The organism is Nocardia stercoris, from assembly GCF_003696265.1.
Classification (GTDB): Bacteria; Actinomycetota; Actinomycetes; order Mycobacteriales; family Mycobacteriaceae; genus Nocardia; species Nocardia stercoris.
The window spans coordinates 369,749-386,773 of the sequence record NZ_RFFH01000006.1 but is presented as its reverse complement, the minus strand read 5'-3'; the positions used below and the strand labels follow the sequence as shown (position 1 = coordinate 386,773).

General features: G+C 72.1%; 1 pseudogene. It reads left to right on the top strand.

Annotation, left to right across the window (positions count from 1 at the left end):
• Positions 1-67: 67 nt before the first annotated feature.
• Positions 68-16,993, top strand: a pseudogene (locus EBN03_RS17315) (non-ribosomal peptide synthetase); the annotation flags it as partial.
• Between the last annotated feature and the right edge of the window lie 32 nt (positions 16,994-17,025).

Sequence of the window (17,025 nt, the reverse complement as noted above, 5' to 3'; positions counted from 1 at the left end):
GAGCGATAGACAGGCGAGGAAAAGCTGTGGTTGTTGCGTGGCACTCCGTGAATAGTTCGGTGACGGAATGACCCGCACAAGCCGCCCTCGCCCCACGCGAGCCCGGAAACCCCGGGTCGCCACCCTGCCCCAACTGCTCGCCACCGCGGTCGAGGCCGACCCCACCGGGACCGCGGTCGTCTTCGCCGACGCCGTCGCCACCCGCGCCACCCTCAGCTACGCCGAACTCGACGAGCGGTCCACCCGGCTGGCTCGGCTGCTGATCAGCCGCGGCCTCGGGCCCGAGGATGTGGTGGCCGTCGCCGTGCCGCGCTCGCTCGAATCGGTCGTGGCGGTGTGGGCGGTGGCCAAGTCCGGTGCCGCGTTCGTCCCCGTCGACCCCGGATATCCGCGCGAGCGGATCGCGCACATGCTCGGCGACTCCGGAACCGCGGTCGGTCTCACCGTCACCGCGGTCCAGGACTATCTGCCCGCCAGCAGTACCCGGTGGCTGTGCCTGGACTCCGCCGAGGTGCTGGCCGAGGCGGACGAATTCTCCGCCGACGCGGTCACCTACGCCGACCGGGTGCGTCCGCTGCGGCCCGAGCATCCCGCCTACCTGATCTACACCTCGGGATCCACCGGCACCCCGAAGGGTGTGGTGGTCACTCACGCCGGTCTGTCGAGCTTCTGCGACGAGCAGCGTGACCGATACCGGATCGGACCGGGCTCGCGCACCCTACATTTCGCGTCTCCGTCGTTCGACGCCTCGATCCTGGAACTGCTGCTGGCCGTCGGCGGCCCGGCCACCATGGTGGTGGTGTCGCCGGACGTGTTCGGCGGCGCGGAATTCGCCGCGGTGCTGGAACGGGAGGCGGTCACGCACGCCTTCGTGACCCCGGCGGCGCTGGCCTCGGTCGATCCGGCCGGTCTGGCGGCGCTGCGCGTCGTGGTGGTGGGCGGCGAGGCCTGCCCGCCGGATCTGGTGCGGCGCTGGGTGGTTCCGGTCGCGGGCGGCAGCCGGGAGTTCTTCAACGGCTACGGGCCGACCGAGACCACGATCATGACCAACATCACCGCCCCGATGGTTCCGGGCGTGCCGGTCACGATCGGTGCCCCGATCCGTGGTGTCACCGAATACGTGCTGGACGAGCGGCTGTACCCGGTTCCGACCGGGGCGATCGGCGAGTTGTACATCGCCGGACCGCAATTGGCGCGCGGGTACCACGCCCGCGCCGGGCTGACCGCGTCCCGGTTCGTCGCGAGCCCGTTCGGCGCAGCGGATTCCGGTGACGACGCGGGTGAACCGGTCTCGGGCGACCGGCTCTACCGCACCGGCGACATCGTCCGCCGCGCCGTCAGCGGCGAACTGGAATACGTGGGCCGCAACGACTTCCAGGTCAAGATCCGTGGTTTCCGGATCGAACTCGGTGAGATCGACGCGGTGCTCGCCGCGCACCCGAGCGTCGACTTCGCGGCCACCACCGGCTACCGGCTGGAATCGGGCAACACCATCCTCGCCGCCTACGTGCACGCGGCGCCCGGTGCGGCCGTCGACACCGAGGCCTTGATCGCGGCCGCCGAACGCAGCCTGCCCGCGCACATGGTGCCCTCGACGGTCACCGTGCTCGACCACATCCCGCTCACGCCCAGCGGCAAACTGGACCGCGCGGCGCTGCCGGCGCCGCAGGTGCAGACCTGCGAATACCGTTCTCCGGAAGGGCGGTTGGAGGAGCTGGTCGCCGCGGTCTTCGCCGAACTGCTCGCCCCGGCGAACCCGGTCGGTGCCGACGACGACTTCTTCGCACTCGGCGGCAACTCGCTCATCGCGACCCGGGTCGCCGCGCGGCTGGGCGCGCTGATCGCGGCCCGCGTGCCCGCCCGGCTGCTGTTCGACGCCCCGACCCCCGCCGCCTTGGCCGCGCGGGTGGCGCTGCTGGAGGGCGCGGGCGGCCGGTTGCAGCTGGCGCCGATGACCCGGCCCGACCCGATGCCGCTGTCGCCGGCGCAGCAGCGGGTGTGGTTCCTCAACCAGTTCGACCCGACGTCCGCCGCGGACAACATCCCGCTGGCCCTGCGGCTCACCGGCCAGCTGAACTCGAATGCGTTGCGCGCCGCCATCGTCGATGTGCTCGAACGGCACGAGGCACTGCGCACGGTGTACCCGGCGGTGGACGGCATCGGGCACCAGTTGGTGCTTCAGGCCGACCAGGTGCCGCTCGACCTGACGCCCTACCGGATCGACGAGGACGAGATCCAGGACTGGCTGGCCGCGTTCGCCTTCACCGGCTTCGACGTCGCCACCGAGGTGCCGCTGCGGGTGGCGCTGGCCCGGCTCGCGCCCGACCAGCACGTGGTCGCCGTGGTGGCGCACCACATCGCCTTCGACGGCACCTCCGTCGGGCCGTTCGTGCGTGACCTGATGGTGGCGTTCCTGGCCCGCCGCAACCGGGCCGTCCCGGCGTGGACGCCGCTGCCGGTGCAGTACGCCGACTACACGGTGTGGCAGCGGGCCGTGCTCGGCGACGAGACCAACCCGGAATCGGTGGCGGCCCGCGAAACCGCCTTCTGGCGGGACACGCTCGCGGGTCTGCCCGACCGGCTGGACCTGCCCACCGACCGGCCGCGGCCGGTGGAGGCGTCGGGTCTCGGTGCGGCACACCGGTTCCGGATCGACCCGGCCCTGCACACCCGGCTGGAGGCCTTGGCCAAGGACTCGGGCGCGACCCTGTTCATGGTGGTGCACGCCGCGTACGCGGTGCTGCTGTCGCGGTTGTCGGCGAGCTCGGACATCGCGGTCGGCACGCCGGTGGCCGGGCGCGGCGAACGGGAGCTGGACGCCCTGATCGGCATGTTCGTCAACACCCTGGTGTTGCGGACCCGGGTGACCCCGCAGCAGCCGTTCACCGCCCTGCTGGCCGCGGTGCGTGACGGCGACCTGGCCGCGTTCGCGCACGCCGAGCTGCCGTTCGAGCGGCTGGTGGAACTGCTGGATCCGGTCCGCACGCGCGCCCACCACCCGCTGTTCCAGGTCGCGCTGTTCTTCCAGAACATGGCGGCGCCCCGGGTGCAGTTGCCCGGCCTGCAGACCGAGATCGTCGAATTCGACGGTGCCATCGCCCGATTCGATCTGCAGCTGACCGTCACCCCGCACACCGAGGGGTCGCAGGCCCTGGGCTGTGACGCCGAATTACTCTACGCCACAGATCTTTTCGAACACGAAACGATCGTCGGGTTCGCCGGGCGACTGCAGCGGCTGCTCGCCGCGATCGCCGTCGACCCGTTCCAGCCGGTCGGCGACATCGAACTGCTCGACCCGGCCGAACTTACCCGGATCCTGCACGAGTGGAACGACACTCACGCACCGCTGGCACCCGAACTGCTGCTCGACGGCTTCCGGTCCGCGGTCACCCAGCACCCGCACCGGGTCGCGGTCTCCTGTGCGGGTGAAGAGCTGACCTACGCCGAGTTCGACGCCCAGGTGAACCGCCTGGCGCGCCTGCTCATCTCGCGCGGGGTCGGCGCGGAATCGATGGTGGGTCTGGTCATGCGCCGGTCCCTGGACCTGGTCGTGTCCATGTACGCGATCGTCACCGCCGGCGGCGCCTACGTGCCGGTGGACCCCGAGCATCCGGCCGAGCGCATCGCCCACATCATCGAGACCGCCCGTCCGGTATGCGTATTGACCACGCGCGCAGACGCATTGGCCGTACCCGAGCGTCTGCCGACCATGCTGGTCGATTCGCTGATCCTCGACGGATTCGATCACCGGCCGCTGCGGTTCCCGGAACTGCTGCGCCCGTTGCGCCCGCAGAACCCCGCCTACGTGGTCTTCACCTCCGGTTCCACCGGGCAGCCCAAGGGGGTCGCGGTATCGCACGCCGCGATCCACAACCAGATCACCTGGATGTTGGCCGCCTACCCGCTCGGGCCCGGTGACGTCTACCTGCAGAAGACGGCGACCACGTTCGACGTGTCACTGTGGGGCTATTTCATGCCGTTGCGCACCGGCGCGAAGCTGGTGATCGCCGACCCGGCCGGACACCGCGACCCCGGCTACGTCGCCGACGTCATCGCCGCCGAGCAGGTGACCACCACCGACTTCGTGCCCTCGATGCTGACGGTCTTCGCCGCCCACACCCCCGCGCCCGCGCTGGCCAGCCTCGCCGACGTGTTCGTGATCGGCGAGGAGCTGACGCCGGAGACGGTGTCGGCGCTGGCGGAGATCTCCGACGCCCGGGTGCACAACCTGTACGGGCCGACCGAGGCCGCCGTCTCGGTCACCTACTGGCCGGCGAGCACCGAGGACCGGCCATTGGTGCCGATCGGCTTGCCGCAGTGGAACAATCGCGTCTACGTGCTGGACGGCCGGCTGCGTCCGGTGCCGGCCGGTGTGCCCGGTGAGCTGTACCTGGCCGGCGAACAGCTGGCCCGAGGCTACGTGCGCCGGCCGGACCTGACCTCGGAACGGTTCGTCGCCAGCCCCTTCACACCCGGTGCCCGGATGTACCGCACCGGTGACCTGGTCCAGTGGCGTGGCGCCGAGGACGGGCTGCCGCCGCGGCTGATGTTCCTGGGCCGCACCGACTTCCAGGTGAAGTTCCGCGGGCAGCGGATCGAGCTCGGTGAGATCGAGACCGCGCTGCTCGCCCGGCCCGGCGTCTCGCAGGCGGTGGCCGTCGTCACCCCGTCGCCGCTGGGCGACCAGCTGGCCGGCTACCTGGTTGCGGCGCCCGGCGTCGCGCTGGACGTGGACCGGATCCGGGCCGCGCTCGTGGATGTGTTGCCGCCCTACATGGTTCCGGCCGCGCTGACGGTGCTCGACGCGCTGCCGCTCAACTCCAGCGGCAAACTGGACCGGGCGGCGCTGCCCGCTCCCGCGTTCCAGGCCCGCACGTTCCGGGCGCCCGCTACCCCGGTCGAACAGGTCGTCGCGCGGGTATTCGCCGAGGTGCTCGGCGCCGACCGGGTCGGCGCCGACGACGACTTCTTCGGGCTCGGCGGTAATTCGCTGAACGCCAGCCAGGCGGCGGCCCGGCTGGGTGCCGCACTGGGCGCCCGGGTCCCGGTGCGCGCGCTGTTCGAATCACCGTCGGTGTCCGGCCTCGCGGCCGGGCTGGAATCGCACGCCCAGCTCAGCCCGACGGCAGTGCTCGGCAGTCTGACTCGGCCCGAACAGATTCCGCTGTCGCCCGCCCAGCAGCGGATGTGGTTCCTCAACCGCTACGACTACAGCGACGGCGGAACCGCGAGCGCCGCATACAATCTGCCGATCGCGGTGCGGCTCACCGGCACGCTGGACACCGCCGCCCTCGCCGCCGCGCTCGACGACGTGGTGGCCCGGCACGAGGTGCTGCGCACCGTCTACCCACTGACCGCCGACGGCCCGGTCCAGGTCGTGCTGCCGGCCGGTACCGGGCTCGGGGTCGAACCGGAACGGTTGCCGGGCAGCGAGATCGAGGCCGCGGTCCGCGAACTCGCCCGCACCGCTTTCGATGTCACCACCGAGGTGCCGATCCGGGTGCGGCTGCTGGAGGTCGCCGACGGCGCGCCCGGCGCCGCACCGGAATACGTGCTGGCCGCGGTCGTGCACCATATCGCCGCCGACGGCTCCTCGGCCGCGCCACTGGTGCGGGATGTCATGTCCGCCTATGTTTCCCGGGCCGCGGGGGTCGCGCCCGGCTGGGCGCCGCTGCCGGTGCAGTACTCCGACTACAGCGTGTGGCAGCGGGCGATGCTCGGCAGCGAGGACGATCCGGAATCGACCGCCGCCACCCAGATCGGTTACTGGCGGCGCGAACTCGCCGGCCTGCCCGAGCAGCTGGCGCTGCCCGCCGACCGCCCGCGTCCCCCGGCGCAGTCGTTCGCCGGCGGCCGGATCGACATTCGATTCGGCGCGGAACTGCACGCCGCACTGCAGGCGCTGGGCCGGGCACACGACGCCACGCTGTTCATGGTGGTGCACACCGCGTTCGCGACGCTGCTGGCCCGGCTCAGCGGTACCGGCGACATAGCGATCGGTACGCCGGTCGCGGGGCGCGGCGAGGCCGCGCTCGACGATCTGGTCGGCATGTTCGCCAATACGGTCGTCTTCCGTACTCGGGTCGACACCGATCTCGGGTTCAGTGAACTGCTGATGCGGCAGCGCGAGATCGACATCGAGGCGTACGCGCACGCCGACGTGCCGTTCGAGCGCCTGGTCGAGGTACTCGACCCGGTGCGGTCCGCGGCGCGGCACCCGCTGTTCCAGGTCGGGTTGTCGTTCCAGAACGTGGCCCGCGCCGCGTTCGAACTGCCCGGGCTGTCGGTGGCGACCCTGGACTTCGAGGCCGGGGTCTCGCAGTACGACCTGCACCTGATCGTGTCCGACCACTACGACGAGACGGGTGCGCCGGCCGGTCTGACCGGGGTGCTCACCTATGCGTCGGACCTGTTCGACGCCGCGACCGCGGCCGGGATCGCCGGCCGGTTCCAGCGGTTGCTCGCCGAGATCGTCGCCGCGCCACGCACTCCGGTCGGCGATCTGCCGCTGCTCGACGACGCCGAGCGGGCGGCCGTGCTCGTGGCCCGCAACGCGACCGCGTGCGGCATCACGCCGGGCGTGACCCTGGCTTCGATTCTCGGGTCGCGGCTGGCTACCGATCCGGGGGTGGCGCTGGTCGGGGCCGACGGCACCGTCGTGAGTTACCGGGAGCTGGCGGAGCGGGTGAATCGGCTCGCGCGGCACCTGATCGCACTCGGCGTGGGCCCGGAGTCGCGGGTGGCGCTGGCGATGCGCCGGTCGGTGGATCTGGTGGTGGCCGTGTACGCGGTCGCCGTCGCCGGCGGCGCCTACGTGCCGGTGGATCCGGACCAGCCGGCCGAACGCGTGAATCGCATTCTGGCCGTGGCGAATCCGGTGTGCGTACTGAGCACGTCCGATGTGGCGGTGGCCGGCGTCACGCCGGTGCTGCTCGATCAGCTGGACCTGTCCGGCTATCCGGCCGGGCTGGTGTCGGACGCGGAACGCCGGGAACCGCTGCGCGTGTCGAACACCGCCTACGTCGTCTTCACCTCGGGCTCGACCGGCACCCCGAAGGGTGTGGCTGTGCCGCATTCCGCAGTGGTCAACCAATTGGTTTGGAAGGTAACGGAATTCGAGCTCGGCGCCGACGAGGCGGTGCTGCTGAAGACCGCGGCGACCTTCGACCTGTCGGTGTGGGAGTTGTGGACCGCCGTGGTGTGCGGCGGCCGCCTGGTGATCGCGGCGGCCGACAGTCACCTCGACCCCGGCTACCTCAACCAGCTGATCGCCCGGGAACGAGTGACCACGCTGCACGTGGTTCCGTCCGCGCTCGATGCGCTGCTCACCGAATCCGAAGGGACACTCAGCGGTTCGCTGCGCCGGGTGCTGGCGATCGGGGAGCCGCTGCCGCCGGCGGTGGCGCAGCGGTTCCGCCGCGGCAACGGCGCGGGCCTGTTCAACCTGTACGGGCCGACCGAGGCCGCGGTGTCGATCACGGCGCACGCGGTGACCGAGGCGGACCAGCTGTCGGTGCCGATCGGCAGGCCGGAGTGGAACTCTCAGGTGTTCGTCCTGGACGGCCGCCTGCAGCCGGTACCCGACGGGGTGGTCGGTGAGCTCTATCTGGCCGGCGCCCAGCTGGCGCGCGGCTATGCCGGCCGGCCCGATCTGACGGCGGAGCGATTCGTCGCGAACCCGTTCGGCGACGGTCGGCGCATGTACCGCACCGGCGACCTCGCGACGTGGAATGCGTTCGGCGAGCTGGAGTATCGCGGACGCACCGACGCGCAGCTGAAGATCCGCGGCTTCCGGATCGAACCGGGCGAGGTCGAGGCGGCGCTGCTGGCGCTGCCCGGGATCACGCAGGCCGCGGTGCGGGCCGCTTCCGGCGCGCGAACCGGTGACCACCTGGTGGCCTACCTGGTCGGCCCGGATGTGGATGTGGCGCGGGTGAAGTCGGCCCTCGGCACGGTACTGCCGTCGTACCTGGTGCCGTCGGCGTTCGTGGTGCTCGACGCGCTGCCGTTCACCGTCAACGGCAAGCTGGATCGTAAGGCGTTGCCCGAGCCCGGATTCGGGTCCGCGGGGTACCGCGCGGCCACCAACCCGGTCGAAGAGCTGGTGGCCGAGACCTTCGCCGCCGTGCTCGGTAGCGACCGGGTCGGGGCCGACGACGACTTCTTCGCGCTCGGCGGTACCTCGCTGCTCGCGACCCGGGTCGTCGCGCGGCTCGCTGCCGCGCTGGGCACCCGGATCCCGATCCGCGTGCTGTTCGAGGCGCCCACGGTCGCGGCGCTGGCCGTGGCACTCACCGCCGCCGGCGGGACCGGTCGGCCGCACGTGCCGCTGGTGCCGCAGCGCCGGCCGGAACGGATCCTGCTGTCGCCCGCGCAGCAGCGCATGTGGTTCCTCAACCAGTTCGACGGCACGTCCGCGGTCTACAACATTCCGGTCGCCATCCGGCTCTCCGGCGCCCTCGACGTGGACGCGCTACGCGCGGCGGTCGCGGATCTGGTTGCCCGGCACGAGATCCTGCGCACCGTCTACCCACAGACCCCCGCCGGACCCGAGCAGCGGGTGCTGTCCCCGGCCGAGGTCACCGTCGACCTGGCGGGAGAGCAGGTCGGTGAGGAACGGGTCGCCCACGAGGTGCGCGCGCTGGCGGGCACCGGATTCGACGTCACCACCGAGGTGCCGTTCCGGACCCGGCTGCTGCAGCTGACCCCGACCGAATACGTCCTGGTGTTCGTCGCCCACCACATCGCCGCCGACGGCTGGTCGATGGGCCCGCTGGCCCGGGACCTGATGTCGGCGTACGTGTCCCGGTCCGGCGGTGTCGCGCCGGGCTGGTCGCCGTTGCCGGTGCAGTACGCCGACTACGCGCTGTGGCAGCGCACGGTGCTGGGCGAGGAATCCGACCCGGATTCGCTGGCGAGCCATCAGATCGCGTACTGGGCCGCCGAATTGGCAGGTCTCCCACCGGAACTGAACCTGCCCGCGGACCGGCCACGACCGGCCGCGCTGTCCTACACCGGCGGCACCGTCGCGCTGAGCGTCGACCCCGGCGTGCACGCCGCCCTGAACGAGCTGGCCCGCAGCCGCAACGCCACCCTGTTCATGGTCGTGCACGCCGCGCTGGCGGTCCTGCTGGCCCGGCTGTCGGGCACCGCGGACGTGGCCGTCGGGACCCCGGTCGCCGGTCGCGGCGACCGCGACCTCGACCAGCTGATCGGCATGTTCGTCAACACCCTGGTGTTGCGCACCCGGGTGGAACCGGCGCTGCCGTTCACCGGCCTGCTCGCGGCCACCCGCGAGACCGATCTGCGGGCATTCGCCCACGCCGACCTGCCGTTCGAGCGGCTGGTGGACATCTTGGCGCCCGAGCGGTCTACGGCACGGCACCCGCTGTTCCAGGTGGCGCTGTCGTTCGAGAACCTGACCGAGACCGGCTTCGAACTCCCGGGCCTCGGGGTCACCGCTCTGGACCCGGCGGTCGGCACCGCGAAGTTCGACCTGCAGCTCACCGTGCGGGAGCAGCGCGCCGCCGACGGCGGTGCGGGCGGTCTCGCGATCGAATTCACCTACGCCGAGGACCTTTTCGACGAGGAGACGGTCGCCGGGTTCGCTCGTCGCTACCTGGGCCTGCTGGCGGGGATCGCCGCGGACCCGGAGACCGCGGTCGGCGACCTGCCGCTGCTCGCCGCCGCCGAGGCGACCGACCTGCTGAGCCGGACGGGCGGCCCGGCGGAACCGGCCCGTACCCTGCCGGACCTGATGGCCGCGGCGGTCGCGGCGAATCCGCGCGGCATCGCGATCGTCGTCGGTGCCCGCCAATTCACCTACGCCGACCTCGATATCGCGTCCTCCAAGCTGGCCCGCCGCCTGATCACGCTGGGCGCGGGCCCGGATGTGCGAGTGGCGGTGGCGATTCCGCGGTCGATCGAGGGCATCGTCGCGCTCTGGTCGGTCGCCAAGACCGGTGCGGCGTTCGTACCGGTCGACCCGACGTATCCGGTCGCCCGGATCGCGCATCTGGTGGCCGATTCCGGTGCCGCGCTGGCGGTTACGGTGCGCTCGGTGGCCGCGGGGCTGCCTGCCGTCGCCGGCGCCGGTGACTGGCTGATCCTGGACTCGCCGGAATTCGCGGCCCAGGTCGAGACACTGCCGGGGACCGGGTTGACCGACGCCGACCGGCTGCGGCCGCTGCGGCACGCCGACGCCGCCTACCTGATCTACACCTCGGGATCCACCGGGGTGCCCAAGGGTGTCGTGGTCACCCACGCGGGGCTGGCGAACTTCTCGGCCGAACAGGTGGCGCGCTATCGCACGGGCTACGAGTTCCGCGCGCTGGCCTTCGCGTCGCCGTCGTTCGACGCGTCGATTCTCGAAGTACTGCTCGCCCTCGGGTCCGGGGGTGCGCTGATCATGGTGCCGCCCACGGTGTTCGGCGGTGACGAGCTCGCCGAGCTGATCCGTGCCACCGGCGCCACCCATGCCTTCCTGACCCCGTCGGTGCTGGCGACGCTGGATCCGGCCGGCATCGGCGACTCGATGCAGGTCATCGTGGCCGGCGGCGAGGAGCTCCCGGCCGAACTGGCCGCCCGCTGGGCGGTGCGGGCCGAAGGCTCGACGCTGGTGCTGCACAACGGATACGGGCCGACCGAGGCCACGATCATGGGCACGATCAGCGACCCGCTGACCCCGGACGGCCCGGTCACCATCGGTGGCCCGATGCGCGGTGTGCGTGCGCTGGTGTTGGATTCGCGGCTGCACCCGGTCCCGGAGGGGGTGTGCGGTGAGCTGTACCTCGGTGGCATCGGGCTGGCGCGCGGCTATCACGCCCGGCCCGACCTGACCGCCGCCCGATTCGTCGCCGACCCGTATGGGACCGCCGGCGCGCGGCTGTACCGGACCGGTGACCTGGTGCGCTGGCAGCGCGGCACCGGTGTACTGGAATTCCTGGGCCGCAACGACTTCCAGGTGCAGGTGCGGGGGCTGCGGATCGAGCTCGGTGAGATCGACGCCGCGCTGGCCGCGCGTCCCGAGGTCGGCTTCGCGGTCACCGTGGGTCAGCGGATCGATACGGGCGCAACAGTTCTCGTCTCGTACGTGCGCCCGGCGGACGAAAACCCGCTCGACACCGCCGAACTCACCACCGCCCTCGCCGCTACGCTGCCGGAATACCTGGTGCCGGCCGCGATCGTGGTGCTGGACGAGATTCCGCTGACCCCGTCCGGGAAGCTGGACCGCGCCGCCCTACCGGGACCGGTGCTCGAGCCGGTGCGCTACCGGGCGCCGCAGACCGAGGCGGAACAGGCCGTCGCGGCGGTCGTGGCCGAGGTGCTGGGCGTCGACCGGGTCGGCCTGGACGACGACTTCTTCGCCCTCGGCGGCGACAGCATCATGTCCGTCCAGGTGGTGTCGCGGGCCCGGGCGAAGGGCGTGACCTTCACCGCGCGGGACGTTTTCGAACACCGGACGGTGGCGGCGCTGGCGGCGGCCGCGCAGGTCGAGACCGCCGATTCGGTGGTACCGCACAGTGGTCCGGTGCCGTTGCTGCCGGACGCGGTGCGGCTGCTGCGGCAGGACCCGCAGGCCCGGGAGGTCCGTGCGATCGCCCTGGACATCCCGGTCGGCTATCCGCTGGAGCAGGTCGACGTGGCCGTGCGGTCGGTCTGTGAACGGCATCCGCTGCTCGCCGCGCACCTGGACGCGACCGGGTCCGCCGTTCCGGTGGTGCCCGGGACCGCGGTGCCGGTGCTGCCGGGGGCCGGGCTGCCCGTCGTGGGGGACACCACCGCCGCCGACGCGGAGGTGGACGCGACGCCCCGGCTGTTCATTCCACTGACTCTGCCCACCACGGCGGTTCGGCACCTGGTCGCCTCGGACGAGGCGGTCGAGATGGCCGTGCGCGGCCTGGGTGCCGACCTCGATCCGGCCGCGGGCCGCAATATCGGCTTCGCGCTGGTGGCGCCCGCGGCCGAGGAGCCCGCGCAGCGGGCCGACGACGCCGCCGCGGTGCTGGTGGTGGTGGCGAACGGGCTGGTGGTGGACGACGCCGCCTGGCGGATCCTGGTCGACGAGCTGTCGGCCGCGTGGTCCGGCGGGCACGCGGTGCCGGCCGCGGCGGACGCCGCCCCCGGGCGGGCGGCGCGCGCCCTGGCCGACCTGGCCACCGACCCGGTCGTCGTCGGCGAAATGAGTTGGTGGCGGCAGGCTCTGGGTGCTGTTCCCGCCGAACCGGCGGTGCCGCCGGTGGATCCGGCTCGGCGCGGCCGAGTCGGCCTCGTGCTGACCTCCGAGGGTGCGGCCGCCGTGGCGGCCGTGGCCGAGATGTACCACACCGCACTGGAAGACGTGCTGCTCACCGCGCTGGTGCTGGCCCTGGACCCGGGTGTGTCCGGTACCGTGGACTCCGGTGTCGCGGCCACCGCGCGCCTGCTGGGCCCGGTTGTGCGGCTGCTCGCCGACGGCCGTTCGGCGGCCGGACCCGACGCCGCCGACGCGGTCGGCGGGTTCACCGCCGGATATCCGGTGGTGCCGCTGCTCACCGGCATCGACGTGGACGACGCCATGCACGGCGGCCCCGCCGCCGGGCGCGCGATCGCCCAGGTGAAGGAAGCCCGACGCGAAGTACCCTCCGGCGGAATCGGATACGGCCTGCTGCGGTACCTGAACCCCGCCACCGGTGCCGAGCTGGCGCAATTGCCACAGGGCCGGATCGGCCTGCGGTACCGCGACCTGCGCCCGGCCCGCTCGTTGCCCGAACTCGCCGCGTCGGACCTGCTGGTCGACCTGACCGTGGACGCCACCGAATCCGGCCTGGTAGCCCGATTCGACTACGCGGCAGGCATTCTCGGTGCCGAGCCGGTCAAGGAACTGGCCGGTGCCTGGGTGCGCGCGCTGGGCGGGCTGGCCGAGCACGGCAACCGGCTCGACAGCGGCGGGTTCACCCCGTCCGACTTCCCGCTGGTGCGGCCCGCGCAGGCCGATATCGACCGGCTGCAGCGGGAATTCCCGCGGCTGGCCGCGGTGTGGCCGGTGACCCCGCTGCAGGCGGGCATGCTGTTCCACGCCGCGCTGGCCGATGCCTCGGTGGACGTCTACCTGACCCAGTTCGGGCTGGATCTGGGTGCGGCCGTGGACGAGCGCCGGTTGCGCGAGGCCGCGCAGGCGGTGCTGGACCGGCACGACAACCTGCGGGCCGCGTTCGCCGACGACGAGGCCGGTAACCCGCTGCAGGTGATCGTCGACGGGGTCGAAATTCCTTGGCGCACAGTAGATCTCACCGACGTTCCGGAGGAGCGGCGCGCCGCCGAGCTGGACGCGATCGCGGCGGCCGACTACGCCGAACGCTTCGACATGCGGACCCCGCCGCTGCTGCGCTTCACCCTGATCCGGCTCACGCCCGACGCGTACCGCCTGCTGGTGACCACCCATCACATCCTGGTCGACGGCTGGTCCGTGCCGCTGCTGTTGCAGGACCTGTTCACCGTCTACACCCTCGGACCGCGCTCACGGCGGCTGCCCCGGGTGCCGTCCTACGGTGACTACCTGGCCTGGCTGGTGGCCCAGGACGCGGACGCCGCACGCGCCGCGTGGCGGGCCGCCCTCGCCGGCCTCGACGAGCCCACACCGCTCGCGCCGGTCGACCCCGCGCGCGAGCTCACCGGCGCCAACGGGACCACCGGATTCGAACTCTCGCCCGCAGACACCACCGAGCTGACCAAACTGGCCGCGCGCCTGGGCGTCACGGTCAACACCGTCGTCCAGGCGGCCTGGGGTCTGCTCATCGGTCGCAGCGTCGACCGTGACGACGTCGTGTTCGGTGCCACGGTGTCGGGCCGGCCGCCGGCGCTGCCCGGCGTAGAGGCCATGGTCGGGTTGTTCCTCAACGCGGTTCCGGTTCGGGTCCGGCTCGGCGTGGACGACACCCTGGCCGGATTGCTGCGTCGGTTGCAGGCCGAGCAGGCCGCCCTGCTCGAGCACCACTTCCTGGGGTTGAGCGAGATCCAGCGGGCCACCGGGATGCCCGGTCTGTTCGACACCCTGGTGGTGTTCGAATCCTTCCCCGTCGACCGGGAATCGTTGGGGCGGGCCGAAACCGGCGCCCAGCTGCCGGTCGTCGGCAGTGCCGCGGTCACCGGTACGCACTATCCGGTCACCGTGGTGGTGGTGCTCGACACCTGCCTGCGGGTCTCGCTGAAGTACCTGACCGATGTGTTCGACGAGGCCGCCGCCACCGCGCTCGCGCACCGGCTGCGCCTGCTGATCGGCCGGTTCGTCACCGACCCGCAGACGCGAGTGGCCGAGGTCGACGCGCTGCTGCCCGCCGACCGGGCCGAGCTCACCGTGCTCAACGCCACCGACGCGCCGGAGCTGCTGAGTTCTGAGACGCTGCTGACCGTGTTCGACCGGCAGGTGGCCCGGACCCCGCACGCGCCCGCGGTGTTCTTCGGTGACACCCGGCTGGAGTACGTCGAACTCGACGTGCGCGCACGGGAACTCGCGCGCGAACTGCAGGCGCGCGGTGTGCGCCCGGAGGTTCCGGTCGTGGTGGCGATGCGCCGCTCGATCGAGCTGGTGGTGGCGTTGCACGCGGTGCTGCGCTCGGGCGGGGTGTACGTGCCGGTGGACCCGGACCATCCGGCCGAACGCATTCGCGCCGTGCTGGATTCGGTGCGCCCGGTATGCGTGCTGACCACCCGGGCCGACGGTTTCGGTACGACCGCCGCGCCGGTGGTGGTGCTCGACGACCTGGAGCCGACCGTGGCCGCGGTGCCTCGGGAATTCCCGGCCGCACAACCGGATTCGCCGGCCTGCGTGCTGTACACCTCGGGGTCGACCGGCGCGCCCAAGGGGGTCGTGCTGACCAACCGGCAGCTGGTGGCCCAGTTCCGCTGGGCGCAGCGCAACTACCCGCACGACAACGGCGACGTGGTGCTGCACAAGACACCGGTCACGTTCGACATCTCGCTGTGGGAGTTGTTGTGGCCGTTGCAGACCGGTGCCGCGATCGCGATCGCGGGGCCGGACGGGCACCGGGATCCCGGCTATCTGTCCGAGCTGATCGAACGCCGGTCGGTGACCACGGTGCACTTCGTGCCGTCGATGCTGGATGTCTTCCTCGACGCGGAGGCGAATCCGGCACTGGCCCAGGGCTATCCGTCACTGCGCCGGGTGTTCGCCGCCGGTGAGGCACTCTCCGGTGACGCCGCGGGCGCCTTCGCGCTGGCGCTGCCGAACGTGGCGCTGGTGAACTGGTACGGCCCGGCGGAGGCGACGGTCGTGACCGCGCAGCCGGTGCACGGATTGCAGAGCGCGAGTGTGCCGATCGGCGTTCCGGTGGCCAATACCCGGGTCTCGATCGTGGACCGTCACCTGCGGGAGGTGCCGCCGGGCGCCCCGGGCGAGCTGTACCTGTCCGGGGTGCAACTGGCGCGCGGCTACCTGGGACAGCCTGCGCTGACCGCCGAGCGGTTCGTGGCCGGACCGGGCGGCAGCCGCCGCTACCGGACCGGTGACGTGGTGCGGCTGCGCGACGGTGTCCTGGAATACCTGGGCCGCACCGACTGCCAGGTGAAGTTGCGTGGCCAGCGGGTCGAGTTGGGTGAGATCGAGGCGGCGCTGACCGAGGATCCCGCGGTCCGGCACGCGGCGGTGGCCCTGGTCTCCGGCCCGGCCGGTGACCGGCTGGTGGGCTATGTGGTGCCCGCCGCCGGTGCCGTCGCCGACCCGGTGGCCTTGCGGGCTCGCACCCGGGAATCGTTGCCGGCCTATATGGTTCCGGCCCTGGTGGTGGTGCTCGACGAGCTGCCGCTCACGGCCAGCGGCAAACTGGACCGGCGGGCGCTGCCGGTGCCGAGCCTGGACACCCGCCCGTTCCGGGCGCCGTCGACCGATCTGGAACGGACCGTCGCGGATGTGTTCGCCGAGGGCCTGGGTGTGGCGCGGGTCGGGCTGGACGACGACTTCTTCGATCTGGGTGGCGATTCGCTGATCGCGACCCGGGTCGCCGGGCGATTGCGCCGGCTCACCGGCGCCGCGGTCCGGGTGCAGTGGTTCTTCACCGGTTCGACGGTCGCGGCCCTGTCCGCGAAGCTGCACGACAGTCTCGGCGACAGCCAGGACTACGACGCCGATTCCGAGTCGGCGCTCGACGTGGTGCTGCGGATCCGCAGTGAGGGCGAGGGCGCGCCGCTGTTCTGCCTGCACCCGATGTACGGATTGGCTTGGGGCTACGCCGGTTTGGCGCAGTATCTGCCGGATCGCCCGCTGCTGGGCGTGCAGTCGCCCGCGCTGACCGAGGACGGGTTCCTGCCGAACTCGTTGCAGGACATGGCGGTGCGCTATGCGGACGAGATCCGGGCGGTGCAGCCGAGCGGTCCGTACCACCTGGTGGGCTGGTCGCTGGGCGGGGTGCTCGCCCACGCGGTGGCGGTCCGGTTGCAGGAGGCCGGGGAATCGGTCGCGCTGCTGGCACTGCTGGACTCGCACCCCGACATCGACGTCACCGACTTCCGGGCCGCGATCCGGGAGGCCTTGGCGGAGTTGGGGATCGGCGCCGAGTCGCTGGTCGGCGACGGTGACGTGCACGAGCTGTCGGAGGAGGCGCTGGCGGTCGTGCACGCGCAGCTGCCGGCGGATCTCGCTGTGCTGACCCCGGATCGGGTGCGCCGGATCTATCGCAGCGCGGTGCGCTCGGCCGAGCTGATCGCCACGCACCGCCCGCAGGTGTTCCGGGGCCGGCTGGACTACTTCAGCGCCCTGGGCAGCGAGCAGGCGGTGCGGTCCTGGCGGTTCCACGTCGACGGGTCGGTCGTGAACCATCCGGTGTCGGTGCCGCACGCGCAGATGACGACGGCGATCGCGCTGGCCGAGATCGGTCCGGTGCTGGGAAGGTTGCTGGCGGAGCCGGCCGAACGGCCGGAGACGGAGATCCCGGAGGTGGCCGATCTGTCCATGGTCACCGTCGAGCTCCCGAAGGTCGTCGACCTGCCGCCGCTGTAGCAGACAGGGTTGTCCGAAATAAAAGTTCGGCT